The organism is Pantoea sp. X85 (genome assembly GCF_029623675.1).
Taxonomy (GTDB): domain Bacteria; phylum Pseudomonadota; class Gammaproteobacteria; order Enterobacterales; family Enterobacteriaceae; genus Pantoea; species Pantoea leporis.
Window position 1 is genome coordinate 2,949,155 of the sequence record NZ_CP121108.1, and the last position, 19,062, is coordinate 2,968,216.

The 19,062-nt window shown below is 55.3% G+C and carries 18 protein-coding genes; 9 read left to right on the top strand and 9 right to left on the bottom strand.

Going from position 1 to position 19,062, the window contains the following annotated elements:
- Positions 1-142: 142 nt before the first annotated feature.
- The 4 genes from P6287_RS13760 to P6287_RS13775 all read right to left on the bottom strand — a co-directional run bounded on the left by P6287_RS13760 (position 143) and on the right by P6287_RS13775 (position 2,735).
- Entirely contained in the window at positions 143-424 is a 282-nt protein-coding gene (locus tag P6287_RS13760; protein WP_008101319.1) for a membrane lipoprotein lipid attachment site-containing protein, read from the bottom strand.
- A 252-nt stretch (positions 425-676) separates the two neighbouring features.
- Positions 677-1,480, bottom strand: coding sequence for a hypothetical protein (locus tag P6287_RS13765; RefSeq protein ID WP_277973921.1), 804 nt, complete (start codon positions 1,478-1,480; stop codon positions 677-679).
- A gap of 9 nt (positions 1,481-1,489) precedes the next feature.
- Positions 1,490-1,942, bottom strand: coding sequence for a universal stress protein (locus P6287_RS13770; RefSeq protein ID WP_101763602.1), 453 nt, complete (start codon positions 1,940-1,942; stop codon positions 1,490-1,492).
- 7 nt (positions 1,943-1,949) lie between these two features.
- A complete protein-coding gene (locus tag P6287_RS13775; protein ID WP_008101326.1) occupies positions 1,950-2,735 on the bottom strand; it encodes an IclR family transcriptional regulator in 786 nt (261 codons plus the stop codon).
- 150 nt (positions 2,736-2,885) lie between these two features.
- Between P6287_RS13775 and P6287_RS13780 the strand changes: the two genes are divergently transcribed.
- The 3 genes from P6287_RS13780 (at position 2,886) to ypdK (ending at position 5,795) form a co-directional block, all read left to right on the top strand.
- Positions 2,886-4,487, top strand: coding sequence for an MFS transporter (locus P6287_RS13780; protein WP_192411437.1), 1,602 nt, complete (start codon positions 2,886-2,888; stop codon positions 4,485-4,487).
- A 5-nt stretch (positions 4,488-4,492) separates the two neighbouring features.
- Positions 4,493-5,521 (top strand): HlyD family secretion protein, encoded by a 1,029-nt coding sequence (locus P6287_RS13785; protein WP_101763599.1) that lies wholly within the window; start codon positions 4,493-4,495, stop codon positions 5,519-5,521.
- Positions 5,522-5,723: 202 nt separating this feature from the next.
- Complete coding sequence (gene ypdK / locus P6287_RS13790; protein ID WP_099686956.1) at positions 5,724-5,795, top strand: membrane protein YpdK; 72 nt, start codon at positions 5,724-5,726, stop codon at positions 5,793-5,795.
- 41 nt (positions 5,796-5,836) lie between these two features.
- Here the strand turns inward: ypdK and alaC are convergent, their stop codons facing one another.
- Positions 5,837-7,075, bottom strand: coding sequence for an alanine transaminase (gene alaC, locus P6287_RS13795; protein ID WP_008101332.1), 1,239 nt, complete (start codon positions 7,073-7,075; stop codon positions 5,837-5,839).
- A gap of 118 nt (positions 7,076-7,193) precedes the next feature.
- Positions 7,194-7,718, bottom strand: coding sequence for a GNAT family N-acetyltransferase (locus P6287_RS13800; RefSeq protein ID WP_101763598.1), 525 nt, complete (start codon positions 7,716-7,718; stop codon positions 7,194-7,196).
- Positions 7,719-7,988: 270 nt separating this feature from the next.
- On the opposite strand from P6287_RS13800, the gene P6287_RS13805 reads away from it, so the two are divergent.
- Positions 7,989-9,680 (top strand): sensor histidine kinase, encoded by a 1,692-nt coding sequence (locus P6287_RS13805; protein ID WP_110866529.1) that lies wholly within the window; start codon positions 7,989-7,991, stop codon positions 9,678-9,680.
- Complete coding sequence (locus tag P6287_RS13810) at positions 9,677-10,402, top strand: LytTR family DNA-binding domain-containing protein (protein ID WP_277973922.1); 726 nt, start codon at positions 9,677-9,679, stop codon at positions 10,400-10,402. Before P6287_RS13805 ends, P6287_RS13810 begins: the two co-directional genes overlap by 4 nt.
- Positions 10,403-10,433: 31 nt before the next feature.
- Here P6287_RS13810 and glk read toward each other — a convergent pair whose 3' ends face one another.
- Complete coding sequence (gene glk / locus P6287_RS13815; RefSeq protein ID WP_101763595.1) at positions 10,434-11,399, bottom strand: glucokinase; 966 nt, start codon at positions 11,397-11,399, stop codon at positions 10,434-10,436.
- A gap of 160 nt (positions 11,400-11,559) precedes the next feature.
- Entirely contained in the window at positions 11,560-13,212 is a 1,653-nt protein-coding gene (locus P6287_RS13820; RefSeq protein ID WP_277973923.1) for a thiamine pyrophosphate-binding protein, read from the bottom strand.
- Positions 13,213-13,425: 213 nt separating this feature from the next.
- On the opposite strand from P6287_RS13820, the gene mgrA reads away from it, so the two are divergent.
- Together mgrA and P6287_RS13830 are read left to right on the top strand one after the other, a co-directional pair.
- Positions 13,426-14,415 (top strand): L-glyceraldehyde 3-phosphate reductase, encoded by a 990-nt coding sequence (gene mgrA / locus P6287_RS13825; RefSeq protein ID WP_277973924.1) that lies wholly within the window; start codon positions 13,426-13,428, stop codon positions 14,413-14,415.
- A 159-nt stretch (positions 14,416-14,574) separates the two neighbouring features.
- On the top strand, positions 14,575-14,931 hold the full coding sequence (locus P6287_RS13830; protein ID WP_101763592.1) for a DUF2502 domain-containing protein: 357 nt from the start codon (positions 14,575-14,577) through the stop codon (positions 14,929-14,931).
- A gap of 45 nt (positions 14,932-14,976) precedes the next feature.
- Here P6287_RS13830 and P6287_RS13835 read toward each other — a convergent pair whose 3' ends face one another.
- Positions 14,977-16,218, bottom strand: a complete 1,242-nt coding sequence (locus tag P6287_RS13835; protein ID WP_008101352.1) for an Nramp family divalent metal transporter — start codon at positions 16,216-16,218, stop codon at positions 14,977-14,979.
- A 369-nt stretch (positions 16,219-16,587) separates the two neighbouring features.
- Between P6287_RS13835 and P6287_RS13840 the strand changes: the two genes are divergently transcribed.
- Together P6287_RS13840 and P6287_RS13845 are read left to right on the top strand one after the other, a co-directional pair.
- A complete protein-coding gene (locus P6287_RS13840; RefSeq protein WP_101763591.1) occupies positions 16,588-17,778 on the top strand; it encodes a NupC/NupG family nucleoside CNT transporter in 1,191 nt (396 codons plus the stop codon).
- 192 nt (positions 17,779-17,970) lie between these two features.
- Positions 17,971-19,059 carry an LLM class flavin-dependent oxidoreductase gene (locus tag P6287_RS13845; RefSeq protein ID WP_277973925.1) on the top strand — a complete coding sequence of 363 codons (1,089 nt, stop codon included), beginning with the start codon at positions 17,971-17,973 and terminating at the stop codon, positions 19,057-19,059.
- The last annotated feature ends 3 nt before the right edge of the window (positions 19,060-19,062 follow it).

A 19,062-nucleotide genomic window follows, 5' to 3' on the forward strand; every position in this document is an offset into this window, starting at 1 on the left:
GCCCAGGCTGGGGCCATCATGGTGGTGGCGGCGGCTGGCATCATGGGCACGGCGGTCATGGACACCGCAGATAGTTGGGCAAAGCACACACAGCAAATAATAAGAAAATAAAAAGGGCGGGAAATTATCCCGCCCTATTTTTTTAGCTTTTTACCGCGTAATTACATTGATACCAGGCTTTCTTTAGTCCGGGCAAATGGCTATTTTGCGACGGCAGGGATTCCACCTTATCAAATCCACGCTGACTGCAATAATTAGCAAGGTCGATCTCCATTGCGTCTTTATTCAGCGTGTGCGGATCGTAACGATACTGCACGGTATTTGAGCTGGTATCTTCATCAACACGCTCAAATCCTCCTGGTTTGCTGACGCTACAACCCGCCAACATAAAAAGCGCCAATGCGCTAATAAGCATTTTTTTCATTAGGGTTTCCTCTTGAGCGTAGCAGTCTAAAAGGCAACGCCGCGCTTATCTATAGGAATAAAGCGCGAAATGTCCGGGATTAGTGAAGCTTTCGCCAATCAAATCGATAAAACCAAACGGTTTCACTTATCAAGGTAAGGGTGCGATTATCTGTTCAGACAAAACGAAGTCTGCACCACACCAGGTGAATTAATAATAAACATACTGATAATGACCTTCATGCCCGCGCTGAGCGGGCTTTTTTTTTGCCTGCTAACCAGTAAGGCTGACCATCTTACGTAAAAGATTGGCCGCTTGTTTGTCAGGCAATGCGAGAATGCCGCTGTAGAGATCAATCGACATCGCGCACATGGCGCCGCGATCAACCGCGGTGTCCGCCGGCATATTCAGCTGTTGCAGCCGATCGCCCCACTTGCCATACAGTTTTTCCACCACGCTTTGTAAATCGCGCTGCGCCGCAGCCTGATCCAGCGGCTTTTCATTGCCGGTACTTTGCTGCAGCAGCGTTTCGAGTGCTTGCGCATCGCGCTGATTCAGTTCCGGTGACAGCACCTGTTGCAAATTGACGCCGCCATTCACCTGCGGATAGAGGAAACGGAAGCAGCGCTGCGGTTCCTGCTGCTGCAACGCCCGCATTTCCTCGACCGAGACGCGGATGTAATCAATGATCGCCGCATCGCTGGCGCGCGTCAGACGCTGATTAACCAGATCCATCAACCAGCCGCGCATATCTCCCAGCGCCTGATTGGCGGGCACACCTTCCAGCCGTTTATGCAGCAGCTCGCGATTAAGCAACTGCCACAATGCGGGTTCCTGAATTTTTAGCAGACGATAACCGGGCGCAAGGCTGAGTTGGGTTGCGACCTCTTCCATCAGCGCCTGCCGCTCCTGACGTGGATGAAGCCAGCTGAACCACAGTAAATTCGCCAGTATCAGCGGCAAGATAAACAACAGAACGCCTTGCCACAGTCGCAGCGAGGTGGTGCGCACCAGCAGAATAATAATGATCGCCAGCAGCGCGAACGCCGCTAGCGTAATCGGAAAAAGCGAGAGCATCGAGCGGGGTTAATCCTTACGTACATCAATTAAAACGGGGCAATTGGCGCGTTCAATCACCGCAGCGCTGACCGAACCTTTCAGCAGACGATTAAACGGCGACAGATGACGGCGTCCCATGATGATCATGCTGGCATGCAAAAGTGTGGATTGCGCCACAATGGTTTCCGCTGCTTCCCCCGCCAGAATCAACCCCTTTGCCGCCACGCCCGCGCGTAAAAGCGGCGCCAGCGCGTGACGCACCACCATTTCGGCGGTGTTCTGCTCATCTTTCGCCGCCACAAAATCATCCGGATCTTCACCGGCATCAATCTCAATCGGTTGATTGCAGGAGGAGTATGCGGGATCAACGCAGCACAGCACCGTGACCTGTGCCTGATGCGCCAGCGCTTGTTCAATGGTCAACGCAATCACTTTTTCCGCCACCGGAGAGTTATCGATGGCCATCAGCAAGGTTTTCATCAGTTGGTTATCCTTCCACAGCGGTCATTTTGCCAATTTCACGAATCAAGGCGTCTTTGCACTTGATGATTTGCTCACGATAATGCGCTTCCTGCTTATGAAAACGCGCGGTCGGCACCAATAATGAGATGGAGAAGCGGCCAAACAGCGTATCAATGGCGACCGCCATGGTCGAAATGCCCTCCAGCGTCTCACCGCGATCGATCGCCAATCCGCTAGCGCGTACCTCGGCAATCAGCTCCAGCAATTGCGGCAGCGTTTTCACCGTCATCTCGGTTAACTCTTTATAGGCTTCGCCCACCATCACGCGCACATCTTCATCGCTCTCCAGCGCCAGCAACGCGCGGCCGCCCGATGTGCTGTAAAGCGGCAAATTCAGCCCGATGCGCGGCACCACGCGCAGTTCGCGCGAGGCCACCACATAATGCACGATAGCCAGCTGCGTGCCGCTGGCCCGCGCCAGCGATACCGTTTCGTTAATCTCTGCAGAGAGTTGTTCGAGGAATGGACGCACGATTTCCACCACGTCGCTGTGCACGCTGGAGATCAGCTTGAGCAGCGCCGGACCGAGACGTAACCCGCCAGCACCGCTGCTGCGCACCAGCTGTGCGCTGTCCAGCGCACCAATAATGCGCTGCACCGTCGAGCGCGGCAGATCAACCACCTGCGCAATTTCACCCAAACTCATGCCGCCGGGATGCTCACCCAGCGCGTTCAGAATTTTTGCCGCACGCGCGATGACCTGAATGCCACCCGCTTTTTCATCCTCACGGCTTGAGGGAAGTTCAACCATGATGCGTTCCTTTTTGGCCTGCCCTACTTTAACGCGAATGATCGCACTTTTACACCCTGTATCACATTGCAATACAGCATATCGATATGTAAGATGCCACCTGTATCACATCGCAATACACTGCATCAACATCATAACGAGAAGCCTGCTATGAACGCCCAGCCCATTGCGGCTCCGGCCCCCCATCCGTTTACTCTGCGCCTGGCGCTGGGATTGGTTGGCGTGCTGATTGCCGCGCTCACATCGGGATTAAACGATCGCGTCACCGATATCGCGTTAGCCGATATCCGCGCTGCCATCGGCATCAGTTACGATCAAGGCAGCTGGATCATCTCCGCGTATCAGGCCGCTGAAGTGGCGGCAATGATGATTGCGCCCTGGTTCGCCGTCACCTTTTCGCTGCGCCGCTTTGCGCTCACCGTCTCCGCTGGTTTTATGCTGAGCGGTCTGCTGCTGCCGCTGATGCCTAACGCCACGCTGTTTATCGCATTGCGCGTGGTGCAGGGGTTATTTGGCGGCGCGCTGCCGCCAATGCTGATGACCGTTGCGCTGCGCTTTCTTCCGCCGCCGATCAAATTATACGGTTTAGCCGGATATGCGCTGACCGCCACCTTCGGTCCGAATATGGCCGCTTCGCTGGCGGCGTTCTGGACCGATGACGTCAGCTGGCTGTTTGTCTTCTGGCAAGTGGTGCCCGCCATGCTGATTGCCATGCTGCTGATTAGCTGGGGTTTGCCGCAGGATCCGCTGCGCCTTGAGCGTTTTAAACAGATCGACCTGTTCGGCATGCTGACCGGCTGCTCCGGTATGGCGCTGCTGATCCTGGCGCTGACGCAGGGCGAACGACTCGACTGGCTCGAATCGCCGTTATTCTGCGGCCTATTATTCAGCGCGCTGGCGTTGCTGACTGTGTTCTTTATTAATGAATGGTTTCATCCGCTACCGCTGTTCAAATTGCAGATGCTGGGGCGGCGCAATCTCGCGCACGGCTTGCTGGTGCTGGCGGGCGTGCTGATTCTGTCGCTGTCAGGTTCGGCGCTGCCGTCGGCCTATCTGGCGCAGGTGCAAGGCTTCCGCACACTGCAGTTCGCCCCGCTGGCGTTGACCATCGGATTGCCGCAGTTGCTGATCGCGCCTTTTGTTGCCGCGCTGCTGAATATTCGCTGGGTGGATTGCCGCTGGATGTTGACAGCGGGCGTAGCGCTGTTGGTGACGTCCTGCCTGATGGGCATGCACATCACCACCGATTGGGCGCGGCAGAATTTCTGGCTGATTCAGATTTTGCAGGCGTTCGGCCAGCCCATGGTGATTTTGCCGGTGCTGATGAGCGCCACCAGCGTGGTTGCACCACCAGAAGGCCCCTTTGCCTCGGCGATGTTCAACACGGTGCGCGGTTTCTCCAGCATCGCCGCCAGCACGCTGGTGGAATGGTTTATCAGCCACCGTGAAAAATTCCACTCCAACGTGCTGGTCGATAGCGCCGCCAGCCGTTCATGGCTGATGACGGCACCGAACAGCGCACAATCCAGCAGCAGCATGCCATTGCTGCCGGACGGCAGCGCCAGCAGCGCGGAGAACCTCAGCGGCTTCGCCACCTTGCTAAAACAGCAGGCGATGGTGCTGAGCCTGAGTGATTGCTACCAGATGCTGATTGCCTTCGCCGCCCTGCTTGTACTGTTAACCGCCTGGCTGCCAAAACGCGTCTGGCCACCACAAACACTGATTCAACCTGTTACGACGACGTCGAGATAATTGATATGCAAGCTTTTGCTTTGAAGAGAACGGTGCTGTTGAGCGCCTTATTACTGGTGTTATTAGCGATGGCTTTTTTTGTCTGGTCATCAATGACCGGCAACGATCACCGCACCACCGATGCCTACGTGAATGCCGATTACACGCTGGTTGCACCGAAAGTTTCCGGCTACATCGCCAGCGTCAACGTGCAAGACAACCAGCGCGTAAAGGCCGGCGAACTGCTGGCGACACTCGACGATCGCGATTACCGCGTGGCGTTAGAGACCGCGCAGGCCAATTTGCAGGTCAGCGAGGCGAAGCGTTTGAGTAGCCAGGCGCAGCTGGAACAGCAGCAATCCACTATCGACCAGGCGAAGGCCACGTTAGCGGCGAGCCAGGCTTCCGCGCAGTACGCCGGACAAAGCGCCGCGCGTTACAACCAGCTGTATAAAAGTGGCACCATCGCCGCAGACGATCAGCAAAAAGCCAACTCAACGCAGCGCTCCGCCTCGGCTACCGTCCGCCAGAGCGAAGCGGCGCTGGCTTCCGCCGTCAAGCAGGTTGGCGTGCTACAAGCTGCGGTGCGTCAGGCCGCTGCCGATGTCGCTGCCGCGCAGGCCAGCGTCGATCAGGCGCAGCTCAATCTTTCCTATACACGGATTGTGGCGCCGGTGGATGGCATGGTCGGTCAACGTTCGGTGCGCCTCGGCGCTTACGTTAGCGCAGGCACGCGTTTGCTGGCGGTGGTGCCGCTGCAGCAAACCTATATCACCGCTAATTATCTGGAAACCCAGCTGGCGGATGTGCAGCAAGGGCAGAAAGTGAGCGTGAAGGTGGATGCCTTGCCGGGCAAGGTATTTAGCGGCCGCGTCGACAGCATCGCTCCGGCGACGGGCGCGACCTTTTCCGCCATTTCGCCGGACAACGCCACCGGCAATTACACCAAAGTGGTACAGCGTTTACCGGTGAAAATTGTGCTCGATGAGAACCAGCCGGATCTGGCAAAACTGCGCGTGGGGATGTCGGCGATACCGGAGATTGAGACCCGCTGAAAATGTGAGCGATATCTCAGAAGCGGCCTATTTATTTTTGGGACAATTCCGCGTAAATTAGCCCTCGATCCTGTTCCGGGCTTGCCTGGAGCGACCTGAGAAGAAAGCGTGTAGCGATGATGAACTCCACCTTTCTCTTATTCTGTTCGGGTTACGCGGGTTTGGGATCGCCCGCCGGGTAGCCGCTCAGAGGAGTTGTTTTGTGAGATACGCTTTGATGGGAATTTCTTTCTTCCTGTTGCTTTGGGTCGGTACTTTTGTACTGATGCTGTAGAGCCGCCAGGCGGGGCGACGCTGAGTCGCCCCACTTAATGGTTATTCCTCTTCTTCTTCCAGTGCTTTCACCGTTCCCGGCAAAATGCCATCGGCACGGAACATCGATTTAATCCCCCGCACCGCCTGACGAATACGATCGCTGTTTTCAATCAGCGCGAAACGCACGTGGGTATCACCGTAATCACCGAAACCGATGCCCGGCGAGACGCACACTTTGGCCTCCTGCATCAGTAATTTGGCGAACTCCAGCGAGCCGAGATGCGCGTAGTGATCGGGAATTTTCGCCCAGACGTACATCGACGCCTTCGGCAGATCGACCATCCAGCCCGCTTCGTGCAGGCCTTTCACCAGCACATCGCGGCGGCGTTTGTATTGTTCAGCAATATCGCGCACGCACTGTTGATCGCCTTCCAGCGCCGCAATCGCCGCGACCTGCAGTGGCGTGAAGGTGCCGTAATCGTGATAACTTTTGATGCGCGCCAGCGCGGAGACCAGCTCTTTGTTACCGACCATAAAGCCAATGCGCCAGCCCGCCATGTTGTAGCTTTTCGACAGGGTAAAGAATTCTACCGCCACATCACGCGCGCCTGGCACCTGCATAATCGACGGCGCTTTCCAGCCATCGTAGGTGATATCAGCGTAGGCGAGATCGTGGATGACCAGCACGTTGTACTGCTTCGCCAGCGCGATGACGCGCTCAAAGAAGTCGAGCTCAACGCATTGCGCTGTAGGGTTCGACGGGAAGCCGAGAATCATCATTTTCGGTTTGGGATAGCTTTCGCGAATCGCCCGCTCCAGCTCGTTGAAGAAATCAACGCCCGCTACCAAAGGAACAGAACGCACCTGCGCGCCGGCAATGACCGCGCCGTAAATGTGAATTGGATAGCTGGGATTCGGCACCAGCACGGTGTCGCCGTGATCGAGCGTGGCCAGCATCAAGTGCGCCAAACCCTCTTTGGAGCCGATGGTGACTATTGCTTCCGATTCTGGATCGATCTCTACCTGATAACGGTCTGCGTACCAGCGCGAAATCGCGCGACGCAAACGGGGAATACCTTTCGAGGTTGAGTAACCGTGCGTGTCTTCGCGCTGCGCCACCTGGCAGAGTTTTTCGACGATGTGCGGCGGCGTGGGGCCATCCGGATTGCCCATCGAAAAATCGATGATGTCTTCGCCGCGCCGACGCGCAGCCATCTTCAATTCAGCGGTAATGTTAAAAACATACGGGGGAAGGCGTTCAATACGCGAGAAACGACGGGGTGTGCTGTTATCAGCCATGATGTCCTCTGGTTTACGTTAGCGCCCGGACCGTCCGAGCGACGTGGGTCACTGTGGTGACCGCACCAAGAACATAACGCGCTGATAACAAGATTGTCGAGAGCAGACGGAAATTTTTTTAATGTTGCGGATTCAGGCGGCCAAACACCCAATCGCTTACCCATTGGCCGTTTAGCAGATAATTATCCCGCAGCGTACCCTCAAGGACGAAACCATTCTTCTCCAGAATGCGGCGTGACGGCCAATTCCCCTCAATCACCATCGCTTTCAGCTTATGAAATTCTGCCTGCAGCAAAAACTGGCACAGCGCGTCGAGCGCTTCACTGCCATAACCCATTCCGGTAAACGCCGCGCGCAGCATGTAACCCACTTCGGCCTGACGATAAGGATGCCACTCGGCGCTACAGCCAAACAGGCCAATCGGCTCGCCGGTTTCCCGGATGCGCGCCACCAGACACAGCATATGAAAACTGCTCGCCTGCCATGGCGCCAGACGCTCAGTAAAGCGTTGACGAATATCGTTTTCATCCGGGATTTCACTGACCCACGTCATGGTCGCGCGGTCCTGATGTACCGCTTTGAAAATCCGCCAGTCTTCAGGTTGAAGCCGACTGAGGGACAAACGTGGCGTGAGTAATTGCATGGCTGAGCTCCCCTTTTTTATCCGGCAACATAGCAAACCGGCGTATTGACAACCAGCGATCGGCGCACGCTTTCGCTAATCCTCTTTTTGTTACTCAAGTTTTCCTCTTTTGGCGGATGTCGCTATTTATGGCGACCAGGCATGCTCAAAATTGATCCCGGCTACGAGAAAGGTCTGCAGATTGCCGTGAGGCTGGCGGATCGTGACCACATTTTTTATCATAGCCTCCCGTTTCTTGCCTGAGAGATGCCCTTGCCTTCCCACTTCGACATGCTGCTGGCGGTTTTTGACCGCGCGGCGCTGATGCTGATCTGTCTGTTCTTCCTCACGCGCACGCGGGTGTTTCGTCAGCTGTTGCAAAAAGATGAGCATTCGGTGCGAGAAAAACTGGTGGTGACGGCAATATTCTCGCTGTTTGCGCTGTTCAGCACCTGGTCAGGCATTAACGTCGACGGCTCGCTGCTCAATGTGCGCGTGATTGCGGTGATGTCCGGCGGCATTCTGTTTGGTCCGTGGGTAGGCATCGCCACCGGCGTGATTGCCGGTTTGCATCGCTATCTAATTGATATGGATGGCGTCACGGCGGTGCCTTGCCTGATCACCAGCATCATTGCTGGCATCGCTTCGGGCGTGATCAACCGCCGGGTGAATAAAGAGCAGCGCTGGCGCGCCGGTATTCTTGGCGGCATGTTGTGCGAAAGCCTGACCATGCTGCTAATTGTGCTGTGGGCCAAGCCAATGACGCTGGGACTGGCGATTGTGTCCGAGATTGCGCTGCCGATGATTTTGGGCGCATCGAGCATCGGTTTAATCGTGCTGCTGGTGCAGAGCGTCGAAGGTGAAAAAGAGGCGATTGCGGCGCGTCAGGCCAAGCTAGCACTGGAGATCGCCAACAAAACATTGCCGCTGTTTCGCCAGGTTGATAGCCAGTCGCTGCATAAAGTGTGTGATATCATCCGCACCGACATTCACGCCGATGCGGTCGCCATCACCAATAACAAACAGATTCTCGCTTACGTCGGCTACGGCGAGCAGAACTATCACAACGGCGATGATGCCATTAGCCCAACCACCGCGCAGGCAATCGCCAGCGGTAAAATCATTATTAAAAACAACGACGAGGCACATCGCACCAAAGATATTCACTCGATGCTGGTTATTCCCCTTTGGGAAAAAGGGGAAGTGACAGGCACGCTGAAAATCTATTATCGCCGTGCGCATCGCATCACCGGGTCGCTGAAAGAGATGGCGATTGGGCTGTCGCAAATCATCTCCACCCAGCTGGAAGTCTCGCGGGCTGAACAGCTGCGCGAGATGGCGAACAAGGCAGAATTGCGCGCTCTGCAGAGCAAAATTAACCCGCATTTCCTGTTTAACGCCCTGAATGCTATTTCCTCTTCGATTCGCCTTAATCCGGACACCGCGCGCCAGTTGGTGATCAATTTGTCACGTTATCTGCGTTACAACCTCGAACTCAACGATGACGAGCTTATCGATATCAAGAAAGAGTTGTGGCAGGTGAAGGATTACATCGCGATTGAGCAGGCGCGTTTCGGCGATAAGCTGTCGATGATTTATGACGTGGATGAAGATCTGCACTTCACGCTGCCCAGCCTGCTGATTCAGCCGCTGGTAGAGAACGCGATTGTGCACGGCATTCAGCCTTGCCGCGGCAAAGGCGTAGTGACGCTGAGCGTGAAGGATTTAGGCGATCGGGTGCGCGTTGCGGTGCGCGATACCGGTGATGGCATCAGCGATGATGTGATGAGCCGCGTGGCGCGAAACGAGATGCCCGGCAACAAAATTGGTCTGCTGAATGTGCATCATCGCGTTAAGCTGCTCTCCGGCCAGGGTTTGGTCATCACCCGCCATCATCCCGGCACGGAAATCGCCTTTACGCTTAGCAAGAATGGCCAGCGGCTGCCTGCCCCGCTGCGCCCCACCACGGAAACCGCCACGTGAAAGCCATCATCGTTGAAGACGAATTTCTCGCCCAGCAAGAGTTAAGCTGGATGATTCAGCAACATAGCCAAATCAGCGTTGAGGCCTGCTTTGATGATGGGCTGGAAGTGCTGAAATATCTGCAGAACCATCGTGTGGATGTGATTTTCCTCGATATCAACATTCCTTCGCTTGATGGCATGCTGCTGGCGCAAAACATCAATCAGTTTGCTCATAAGCCATTGATTGTGTTTATCACCGCGTGGAAAGAGCATGCGGTTGAAGCATTTGAGCTGGACGCGTTTGACTACATTCTCAAGCCGTATCATGAGTCGCGCATCATGACCATGCTGCAAAAACTAGAAGCCAGCGCGCAACAACAGTTGCAACCACAAAACGCGGCGGCCAACTCGCCACAAACCGTCAATCTGGTGAAAGACGAACGCATTATCGTCACCGATATCAACGAGATCTATTACGTTGAGGCGCACGAGAAGTTGACGTTTGTGTATACGCGGCGCGAAGCCTATGTGATGTCGATGGTGATCAGTGAGTTTTGCAGCCGTTTGCCGGAACAGCAGTTCTTCCGCTGCCATCGCTCTTACTGCGTCAACCTGAGCAAGATTCGTGAAATCGAGCCGTGGTTTAACAATACCTATTTGGTGAAGTTGCGTGATCTGGATGCGCAGGTGCCGGTGAGTCGCAGCAAGGTGAAAGCCTTCCGGCAGTTGATGAGATTATAAGGCGAACGGCGGATGCCGCTCGCCTGCGTGTTTACAGCTCGCGGCCCAACACCTGACGCAGGTGCGCACCGGCGCCGAGTAAGCCCGGCTGATCGTGGGTGATCATATATACCGGAATATCGACCAGGTAATCGCGGAAGCGACCTTTATCTTCAAATGCCGCGCGGAAACCGGAGGCTTTAAAGAAATCGAGGAAGCGCGGCACAATACCGCCCGCGATATAAACGCCGCCGAAGGTGCCCAGATTCAGCGCCAGGTTGCCGCCAAAACGGCCCATAATCACGCAGAACAGCGACAGCGCGCGACGGCAATCAATGCAGGTATCTTTTAATGCGCGTTCGGTAACATCTTTAGGCTTGAGGTTTTCTGGCTCACGCTCATCAGACTTCACGATGGCGCGATACAGATTGACCAAACCGGCACCGGACAGCACGCGTTCCGCCGAAACGTGGCCAATCTCCGCGCGCAGCACTTCGAGAATTTCACCCTCTTCTTCGCTATTTGGCGCGAAGTCAACGTGACCGCCCTCGCCCGGCAAGCTGATCCAGCGCTTATCCACGTGCACTAAATGGCTGACGCCGAGGCCGGTACCCGCACCATAAATCGCGATAGGCTTGCCTTCAACCGGCGCTCTACCGCCAAACTGAATCACTTCCTGTTCGCTCAGCATCGGAATCGCCATCGAAACGGCGGTGAAATCATTGATGATTTCCAGGCTTTCCAGCGCCAGATGCTCTTTCATCACTTTGGTCGAGAACGCCCAATCGTGGTTGGTCATCTCCACCCAATCGCCGGTAATCGGACAGGCAATAGCGATACAGGCGTGCTTAATGTCCTGTTTTTGCTCGTCCAGATAGTGGCGAATCACCGCTTCGAGATTGTCGTAGTCTGATGTTGAGAAGGTTTGGGCTTGCGAGATAGCGCCGTTTTCTACCTCACACAATGCGAGACGGGCATTGGTACCGCCCACATCGCCGACCAGGGCGTATGTTGTCATTCTTCTGCTGCTCCGCTTGGGTCATAAACAATTGCAGGACACTATAAAAGCCTGCCAATAAAACAACAACGCCCACCTGCACGATGGGCGTAATCCATTCAAAGATGCTGCACAGCCTACCGATCACCTGCCCGACTTCCCAGCGGCAACTTTCCGAAATTTAGCCACTATTACGCTGATGCAGTGCGGCGGTGACTTTACGCAGCAGCGGCGGCAAGTCCTGTTTGTCCATCACCACTTCCACCAGCGACAGACGTCGATTCCGCATTAATTGTTCCATCACCGCGTCGAGTTGCACCGTTTCGCTGACGCGCCAGCTTTGCGCCGCACAGTGCTGGCTCAGCGCCTGCGGTAGCGCGGTCCAGTTCCATTGCGCGATATCATTGTAACGTTGCTCAGCACCGTGAATCGCGCGCTCAACGGTATAACCATCGTTATTAATCAAGAAGATAATCGGCTGCTGGCCGTCGCGTAGCATCGAACCTAACTCCTGAATCGTCAGCTGAGCAGAGCCATCGCCAATGATCAGGATGACCCGCCGATCTGGCTGCGCGGTTTGCGCACCAAAAGTGGCGGGTAAAGTATAGCCAATCGATCCCCACAGCGGTTGCACCAACAGTTGTGCATCCTGCGGTAAACGCAGCGCCGCCGCACCAAAGGCCGCAGTGCCTTGATCGGCAAGGATAATATCACCGTGTTGCAGGAAGCGCTGCATCGCCTGCCAGAATGCCTGCTGACTGATTACCGCCGCAGCAATTTGCTCACTTTCCTCGCACTCAGGCGCATCTGCCAGCCGCCAGTGCGCGCAGTGACGCTGATAAATCGGCGTCAGCGCCGCCAGCGCCTGCTGCATGCTCAACGGCGCAAACACCTCGCCAGCGACCGTGGCCTGAAACGGCTGCAGATCGATCACGCGCTCGGCGGGCAGATTTTGTGTGAAGCCGGCGGTTAAGGTGTCGGTAAACCGCACGCCGACGCACAGCGTAACGTCGGTATCTTCGATGGCCTGACGCACCGCATCGCTGCTGCCTTGCGCGGCATACGTACCGACGAAGCCCGGCTGCTGCTCGTTCAGCACGCCCTTGCCCATCAACAAGGTGGCGGCAGGAATCGCACGCAGCTGGCGCAACACCTCAAGCTGTGGCTGCAACTGCCAGCGTGAGGCCAGGAAATCGGCCAACAGCGCCACACGCTGTGCCGGTGCCAGCAAGCGTTCTGCCGCATCGGCAAAGGCCGCGGCAACCTGCTGATGGTTATCTGCGGCTGTGGCTTTTTCCTCTGGTAGCGAAATCTCAGCCGCCGCCACATCCACCGCCAGCAATAAATAGCCGGGGCGATGTTGCGTTAGCGCCTCGCTGATAACGCGATCAATCTCAGTCACTGCGTTTTCCGCCGTCAGCACCGCCGATGCCACACTTACTTCCTGCGCCATACGCAGGAAGTGACCAAAATCGCCGTCGCCCAGCGAATGGTGTACACAATCGCCCTGCTGTTGCGCCTGACTGGCGGGCGCGCCAACGATATGAATCACCGGCACATATTCGGCATAGCTGCCGGCGATGCCGTTGATAGCGCTGAGCTCGCCGACGCCAAAGGTGGTCAGCAGTGCCGCCGCACCGTTGCAGCGCCCGTAACCATCCGCCGCATACGCCGCATTCAGTTCATTGGCACAGCCAACCCAGGCAATGTCGGGATGCGCAATCACGCTGTCGAGAAATTGCAGGTTGTAATCGCCGGGCACGCCGAACAGATGACGGATGCCAGCTTGCTGTAATCGGTGCAGTAAATAATCGCCAACGTTCGGGTTTTTCATCGACAGCTCCTTGTTAAGGGGATAATCACGAGTATTAGCGATGTGGCTGAATTGGCGAGATATTCATCATCGTGGCGTGGTGATTTGTGGCAAGCATTCGTTACGACGACAGATAATTCTGTAAGTTGCGATCTTCGGCGCGTTTCGCCTTAGTGTAAACGCATACACTGATATGCTGATGTCACTTTCTCCCCTATGAGACAGGAACGCTGCATGAGTGCTTTTCCCCATCCCGAACGTTATCAACAGATGCAATACCGCCGCAGTGGCCGTAGCGGCCTGAAGTTACCGGCGATTTCACTGGGTTTGTGGCATAACTTTGGCGACAGTACGCGCGTCGATAACAGCCGTGAACTGCTGCGCCATGCCTTTGATCGCGGCATTACCCATTTCGATCTCGCCAATAATTACGGCCCGCCGCCGGGATCGGCGGAATCCAACTTTGGTCGCATTCTGCGCGAGGATTTTCAGGGACTGCGTGACGAGCTGGTGATTTCAACTAAAGCCGGTTACACCATGTGGGACGGCCCATACGGCGATTGGGGTTCGCGCAAGTATCTGATTTCCAGTCTCGATCAAAGCCTGAAGCGCATGGGATTGGAGTACGTTGATATCTTCTATCATCACCGCCCCGATCCCGAAACGCCGCTGGAAGAGACCATGCGTGCGCTGGATCAGGTGGTGCGTCAGGGCAAAGCGCTGTATGCCGCCATCTCCAACTATCCGGCAGACAAAGCCGCCGAAGCGATTGCGATTCTGCGCGACCTCGGCACGCCTTGCCTGATCCACCAGCCGCGTTATTCGATGTTTGAACGTACGCCTGAGCAGGGTTTACTGGATGTGCTGGGCGACAACGGCGTTGGTTGCATCGCCTTCTCGCCGCTGGCGGGTGGCGTGTTAACCGACCGCTATTTGCAGGGTATTCCACAAGACTCGCGCATCGCCAGCGGCAGTAAGTTCCTGAATGAAAACCAGCTGACGCAAGAGAAGATGGAAAAAGTGCGTCAGCTGCAGGCGATTGCCCAACAGCGCGGCCAGAAGCTGGCGCAGATGGCGCTGAGCTGGGTGCTGCGCGATGCGCGTGTTACCTCGGTGCTGATTGGCGCCAGTAAAACCACGCAAATTGATGATGCGGTTGAGATGTTGAGCCAGCCGGAACTAAGCCAGGATGAGATCGACGCTATCCATAATATCTTAGTGTAAACGTTTACCCGCCCGGCATTGGTCGGGCGTTTTCCGCAGCAGAAAATTCTCATTTCAGATTTCCCTCAGCGTTTTCAGACGGATTCTCAAGGCTTCCCTGGTCCGATGTGGCAAACTAGCGCAACGGTGGCAGTTATAAGCTACTGAAAAGGAGAAGTTATGAAACGTGCCATTTTGTTTGCCGCCTTGCTGGCAACCTTATCCCCATTGGCTATCAGCACAGCACAAGCCGACAGCGCCACCATCAATTTGGGTCCGGGCGTTACGCTGCATCTCGGCGATCGCGATCGTCACGGTAATTACTGGGACGGGGGGCGCTGGCGCGAGCCGCGCTGGTGGAACGATCGTTATCAGTACAACGATCATCGCTGGTGGCGTCACGAAGAGTGGAAACGTCATCGCGCCTATGAACGTGAGCGCGAACGCCGCTGGCATGAGCGTGAACGTCGTGAACATCACCGCCACGATCATCGCCATGATGATCGTCGAGGTCACCACGATCACCATCATCACTAAACAAAAAATCCCGCACAATGGCGGGATTTTTCTTTTCTCTGGCAGTTACCAACCGAGCGCTTCGCCGACCAGCAAATAGAGATTGAGGGCGATCACCAGCACCACAATCAGCCGCCCGGCATTTTGCATCAGGCGTGAGTTCACCATCTCATCGCCCATCAATTCGCGGTTGCCGGTAAAGGAGAGCAGCGGAATCAGCGCCAGCGCGATACCGAAACTCAACAGCACCTGACTCATTACCAGAATGCGCGTGGGATCCCAGCCCGCCCAAATTACTATAAAAGAGGGCAACATGGTGATAGTGCGGCGGAACCACAGCGGAATGTGGAAACGGATAAAGCCCTGCATCACCACTTGTCCCGCCAGCGTGCCAACCACGGTTGAGGAGAGACCAGCAGCCACCAGACTCAAACCGAACACAATCGCTGCCGCTTCACCCAACAGCGGTTGCAGCGTTAGGTATGCCTGATCGAGATCGACGATGCTGGAGTGACCGCTAAAGTGAAATGCCGCAGCGGCGGTGGCCATCATCGCCAGATTCACAAAGCCAGCGATGGTCATGGCGATAGCCACATCCAGCTTGGTTGAACTGTAACGTTGCGCCTTGCTGCCTTTATTGCCGTGCTGCGTCAGCGCCGAGTGCAGATAAATCACGTGCGGCATAATGGTGGCGCCTAACACACCAGCAGCGAGGAATACCGCATCCGATGTTGGCAGCGATGGCAGCGCCATGCCAACCACCAGCTCACTCACTTTGGGCTGGGAGAAAAACAGCTCCACAATATAAGCCGCCGCTACAAACAGCAGCAGACCGCCAATCACCAGTTCCAGCGGCTTCTGCCCGCGACTTTGCAGCATCAGAATCAGGTAGGTCGCGATACCGGTTAACACCGCACCCTGCAGCAGGGAAATGCCAAGTAATAGCTTGAAGCCGAGCGCCGCGCCGATAAATTCAGCGAGATCGGTGGCCATGGCGATGATTTCCGCCTGCACCCAATAGAACCACACCGCCGGACGCGGGAAGCGATCGCGGATGTGTTCTGCAAGATTTTTGCCGGTAGCAATGCCCAGCTTGGCGGACATCAGCTGGATCAGCATCGCCATGACGTTGGCCCACACCACCACCCATAACAGCTTGTAGCCATAGGCGGCGCCGGCCTGAATGTTGGTCGCGAAGTTGCCGGGATCGATGTAGCCAATCGCCGCAATAAAGGCGGGGCCCAGCAGCGCGAGTTTGATCTTTCTGGCTCCGCGAGCGGCGCGCTCGGCGGTGCGGCTTTCTAGCATAGTTTTACCCTGTCCTAATGCTTGTTGACCTGTCCAGATTAAGGGTCATTCAAGGCAGATGAAATTTGGTTATAGTTATTGTAGTAATAGATGGTGCTATAAAGTATAGCCATTGCTATACATTGCGGTAAAGTCAGTTCTTGCTTAAAACAAGTGCAACGCAAAAGACTCTACTCTTGGGTTATTTTATAGACAATGTTTTTGTGGATATTTCTTGTGATGAATTTGTAATAGGGTTGTGAGCGGTCAGACTTATCTGAGAAAAAACGCGATAGCGAATACTTATAATGTGGTTTTGATCTCGTTTTTAAGTAACGCGTTACATAGAATACGCAACAAAATACAACCCTCCTCAAATTTGGAGCCGACATGTCCCATGTTTTGCATTTTCTTTTAGCACTAGTGGTGGTAGCGGTGCTGGCCTTGCTGGTCAGCCACGATCGTAAAAGCATCCGTCTTCGTTATATCGTTCAACTTCTGGTAATCGAAATTCTGCTGGCCTGGTTCTTCCTGAACTCCTCCATCGGTCTCGGCTTTGTGCAGGGCTTCGCAGGATTCTTTGATCATCTGCTCAAATATGCCGCCGAAGGCACCAACTTCGTGTTTGGCAATATGAGCGAAAAAGGTCTCGCTTTCTTCTTCCTCAACGTGCTTTGCCCCATCATTTTCATCTCTGCGTTAATCGGTATTTTGCAGCATTTCCGCATCTTGCCGTGGGTGATTCGCGGCATTGGTACCGTGCTGTCCAAAGTAAACGGTATGGGCAAACTGGAATCCTTTAACGCCGTGAGCTCTCTGATTTTGGGACAGTCAGAAAACTTCATCGCCTATAAAGATATCCTTGGCAAAATGTCACAGCGCCGTATGTACACCATGGCAGCGACTGCCATGTCGACGGTTTCGATGTCGATTGTCGGCGCCTACATGACCATGCTGCAGCCAAAATATGTGGTGGCCGCGCTGGTATTGAACATGTTCAGCACCTTTATTGTGCTGTCGCTGATAAACCCGTACCGCGTGGATAGCGAAGAAGATCTGCAACTGCAGGACCTGCATAAAGGCCAGAGCTTCTTCGAAATGCTGGGCGAATACATCCTCGCCGGTTTTAAAGTTGCGATGATTGTTGCCGCAATGCTGATTGGTTTTATCGCCTTGATCACCGGTCTGAACGCGCTGTTCGACCTGATTTTCGGCATCAGCTTCCAGGGCGTGCTGGGCTATGTGTTCTATCCATTTGCGTGGGTGATGGGTGTTCCTTCACACGAAGCGCTGCAAGTAGGCAGCATCATGGCAACCAAACTGGTTTCCAACGAATTCGTGGCAATGATGGATCTGCAGAAAATCGCCGGTCAGCTGTCGCCACACTCGGAAGGTATTCTTTCTGTGTTCCTGGTCTCCTTTGCTAACTTCTCCTCAATCGGGATTGTGGCAGGCGCGATTAAAGGTCTGCACGAAGAGCAAGGTAACGTGGTTTCACGCTTCGGCCTGAAACTGCTGTACGGTTCAACGCTGGTGAGCGTGCTGTCAGCCGCTATCGCTGGTCTGGTGTTGGCCTTCTGATATACGGGGCGAGCTGCGGCTCGCCCTTCTGTTCTTAATTATTTCCATCAGTTCTAATCCGCGTCGCTTCCGCTTTTCCCCCGCTATCACCCGCTTCACTGTTAAACGCAAAACCTTTGCACAATATTGAATTTCCGTTCACACCGCCTGCGCCCGTAGTTTTTCTCCATGACGTCACTTCAGGAGAACCGCATGAGCATTCAATTCCTTGGCATGATTGGCCACCGCCTCGCTTCCGAAATCATTCCGGCTAGCGGCCCGCTGTTCGATAAAGAGTACATTGCGCGTTTTGCGCGCGCGCACGAAGACGCCGGTTTTGATCGCATTCTGGTGGGCTATTGGTCGGATCAGCCGGATGGTTTTCTGGTCACCGCGCACGCGGCGGCGCACACCTCGACGCTGAAATTTTTGCTGGCGCATCGTCCCGGCTTTGTCTCGCCGACGTTAGCGGCGCGCAAACTGGCTTCGCTTGATCACCTCACCGACGGTCGCTTAGCGGTGCACATCATCAGCGGCGGCAGCGATGCTGAGCAGCGCCGCGACGGTGACTTCCTCAATAAAGCCGAGCGCTATGCGCGTAGCGATGAGTTCCTCACCGTATTGAAGCAGAGCCTCGAATCCGCGCAGCCGTACGATCATCAAGGCCAGTTTTATCAGGCCGAGCAGGCGTTCTCAGCCATCAAACCGCTGCAGAACAAACTGCCCATCTATTTTGGCGGATCGTCGCAGGAGGCGATTGATGTTGCAGCACGCCATGCCGATGTGTTTGCGCTGTGGGGCGAGCCGCTGAAAGGCGCGGAAGAGACGGTACGCAACGTGCATGCCGCTGCCGCCAGACAGGGCCGCGAAATTAACTTCAACATCTCGTTCCGGCCGATTCTTGGCACAACTGAAAAAGAAGCCTGGGAACGTGCGGAGCACATCCGCGCCACGGCCGAAAAACAGCTTAACGAAAGTGGCTTTGCCTTTGGTAAGGCGAAGCCGCAGAGCGTTGGCGCGCAGCGTTTACTCGCCGCCGCCAATGAAGGCGATCGTCTGGATAAAGTGCTGTGGACCGGCGTCGCAAAACTGGTCCAGGGCGGCTACAACTCCACTGCGCTGGTGGGAACGCCGGAGCAAGTTTCCGATGCACTGCTGGAATATTATCGCCTTGGCATTCATAGCGTGCTGATTCGCGGCTTCGATCCGCTTAACGATGCGGTGGAATATGGTCGCGAGCTGATTCCGCTGACGCGCGAGAAAGTCGATGCGCTCTCAGCCGCCGATAAAAGGAGCGCCTGAAGC

What these genes read in the sequence shown, in the direction of transcription:
- P6287_RS13760 (WP_008101319.1), bottom strand. Translation starts at nt 424, where the DNA reads ATGAAAAAAATGCTTATTAGCGCATTGGCGCTTTTTATGTTGGCGGGT.
- P6287_RS13765 (WP_277973921.1), bottom strand. Translation starts at nt 1,480, where the DNA reads ATGCTCTCGCTTTTTCCGATTACGCTAGCGGCGTTCGCGCTGCTGGCG.
- P6287_RS13770 (WP_101763602.1), bottom strand. Translation starts at nt 1,942, where the DNA reads ATGAAAACCTTGCTGATGGCCATCGATAACTCTCCGGTGGCGGAAAAA.
- P6287_RS13775 (WP_008101326.1), bottom strand. Translation starts at nt 2,735, where the DNA reads ATGGTTGAACTTCCCTCAAGCCGTGAGGATGAAAAAGCGGGTGGCATT.
- P6287_RS13780 (WP_192411437.1), top strand. Translation starts at nt 2,886, where the DNA reads ATGAACGCCCAGCCCATTGCGGCTCCGGCCCCCCATCCGTTTACTCTG.
- P6287_RS13785 (WP_101763599.1), top strand. Translation starts at nt 4,493, where the DNA reads ATGCAAGCTTTTGCTTTGAAGAGAACGGTGCTGTTGAGCGCCTTATTA.
- alaC (WP_008101332.1), bottom strand. Translation starts at nt 7,075, where the DNA reads ATGGCTGATAACAGCACACCCCGTCGTTTCTCGCGTATTGAACGCCTT.
- P6287_RS13800 (WP_101763598.1), bottom strand. Translation starts at nt 7,718, where the DNA reads ATGCAATTACTCACGCCACGTTTGTCCCTCAGTCGGCTTCAACCTGAA.
- P6287_RS13805 (WP_110866529.1), top strand. Translation starts at nt 7,989, where the DNA reads ATGCTGCTGGCGGTTTTTGACCGCGCGGCGCTGATGCTGATCTGTCTG.
- glk (WP_101763595.1), bottom strand. Translation starts at nt 11,399, where the DNA reads ATGACAACATACGCCCTGGTCGGCGATGTGGGCGGTACCAATGCCCGT.
- P6287_RS13820 (WP_277973923.1), bottom strand. Translation starts at nt 13,212, where the DNA reads ATGAAAAACCCGAACGTTGGCGATTATTTACTGCACCGATTACAGCAA.
- mgrA (WP_277973924.1), top strand. Translation starts at nt 13,426, where the DNA reads ATGAGTGCTTTTCCCCATCCCGAACGTTATCAACAGATGCAATACCGC.
- P6287_RS13830 (WP_101763592.1), top strand. Translation starts at nt 14,575, where the DNA reads ATGAAACGTGCCATTTTGTTTGCCGCCTTGCTGGCAACCTTATCCCCA.
- P6287_RS13835 (WP_008101352.1), bottom strand. Translation starts at nt 16,218, where the DNA reads ATGCTAGAAAGCCGCACCGCCGAGCGCGCCGCTCGCGGAGCCAGAAAG.
- P6287_RS13840 (WP_101763591.1), top strand. Translation starts at nt 16,588, where the DNA reads ATGTCCCATGTTTTGCATTTTCTTTTAGCACTAGTGGTGGTAGCGGTG.
- P6287_RS13845 (WP_277973925.1), top strand. Translation starts at nt 17,971, where the DNA reads ATGAGCATTCAATTCCTTGGCATGATTGGCCACCGCCTCGCTTCCGAA.